Genomic DNA, 1,904 nt, shown 5'->3' with positions numbered 1-1,904 from the left:
TTCACAGTCTCCCACCTATCCTACACAAACCGTACCGAACACCAATACCAAGCTATAGTGAAGGTCCCGGGGTCTTTTCGTCCTGCCGCGCGTAACGAGCATCTTTACTCGTAATGCAATTTCGCCGAGTCTGTGGTTGAGACAGCAGAGAAGTCGTTACGCCATTCGTGCAGGTCGGAACTTACCCGACAAGGAATTTCGCTACCTTAGGATGGTTATAGTTACCACCGCCGTTTACCGGGGCTTAAATTCTCAGCTTCGCGCCGAAGCGCTAACCGGTCCTCTTAACCTTCCGGCACCGGGCAGGCGTCAGTCCGTATACATCGTCTTACGACTTCGCACGGACCTGTGTTTTTAGTAAACAGTCGCTTCTCTCTGGTCTCTGCGACCCCACCCAGCTCAGAGTGCAAGACTCGTCACCAGGCGTGGTCCCCCTTCTCCCGAAGTTACGGGGGCATTTTGCCGAGTTCCTTAACCACAGTTCTCTCGATCGCCTTAGTATTCTCTACCTGACCACCTGTGTCGGTTTGGGGTACGGGCCGTGTACCAACTCACTAGAGGCTTTTCTCGGCAGCATAGGATCACTGAATTCACCACAACGGCTACGCATCACCTCTCAGGCTACATGTTGTGCGGATTTGCCTACACAACGCCCTACAGGCTTACACCAGGTATTCCATCACCTGGCCCAGCTACCTTCCTGCGTCACCCCATCGCTTACCTACTACAGCCAGGGTCGTATGCAGCAATCCTCCCTCTCACCCGAAGGCTCGATAAGAGAACATTTGGATACTTAGCACAACTGATTCGATATTTGGCGCGGATACACGGGTACGGGAATATCAACCCGTTGTCCATCGACTACGCCTGTCGGCCTCGCCTTAGGTCCCGACTCACCCTGGGCGGATTAACCTGGCCCAGGAACCCTTGGTCATTCGGCGGACGAGTTTCTCACTCGTCTTTCGCTACTCATGCCTGCATTCTCACTCCCGTAGCCTCCACAGCTGGATCACTCCGCTGCTTCCACGGCTACAGGACGCTCCCCTACCCATCCACACTCCTGGCCCTCAAAGAGGACGGGATAATGTGTGAATGCCGCGGCTTCGGCGGTGTACTTGAGCCCCGCTACATTGTCGGCGCAGGATCACTTGACCAGTGAGCTATTACGCACTCTTTCAAGGGTGGCTGCTTCTAAGCCAACCTCCTGGTTGTCTAAGCGACCCCACATCCTTTTCCACTTAGTACACGCTTAGGGGCCTTAGCCGGCGATCTGGGCTGTTTCCCTCTCGACTACGAAGCTTATCCCCCGCAGTCTCACTGCCACGCTCTCACACACCGGCATTCGGAGTTTGGCTGACTTCGGTAAGCTTGTGGGCCCCCTAGGCCATCCAGTAGCTCTACCTCCGGCGTGAAACACGTGACGCTGCACCTAAATGCATTTCGGGGAGAACCAGCTATCACGGAGTTTGATTGGCCTTTCACCCCTACCCACAGCTCATCCCCTCAGTTTTCAACCTAAGTGGGTTCGGGCCTCCACGACGTCTTACCGTCGCTTCACCCTGGCCATGGGTAGATCACTCCGCTTCGGGTCCATAATGTGCGACTAAAGGGCGCCCTATTCGGACTCGCTTTCGCTACGGCTACCCCACACGGGTTAACCTCGCCACACACCGATGACTCGCAGGCTCATTCTTCAAAAGGCACGCCATCACCCCACCACCGAAGTGGAAGGCTCTGACGGATTGTAAGCGCACGGTTTCAGGTACTATTTCACTCCCCTCCCGGGGTACTTTTCACCTTTCCCTCACGGTACTAGTCCGCTATCGGTCACCAGGGAGTATTCAGGCTTACCGGGTGGTCCCGGCAGATTCACAGCAGATTTCACGGGCCCGCTGCTACTCGGG

Annotated in this window: 1 rRNA gene; it reads right to left on the bottom strand. The window is 55.7% G+C overall.

The features are described 5' to 3' along the window. Window positions 1-1,904 (bottom strand): 23S ribosomal RNA (locus tag ACFVAV_RS35670); the annotation flags it as partial.

This window comes from Nocardia sp. NPDC057663 (assembly GCF_042799895.1).
Classification (GTDB): domain Bacteria; phylum Actinomycetota; class Actinomycetes; order Mycobacteriales; family Mycobacteriaceae; genus Nocardia.
This window is presented reverse-complemented; position numbering and strand designations above follow the sequence as displayed.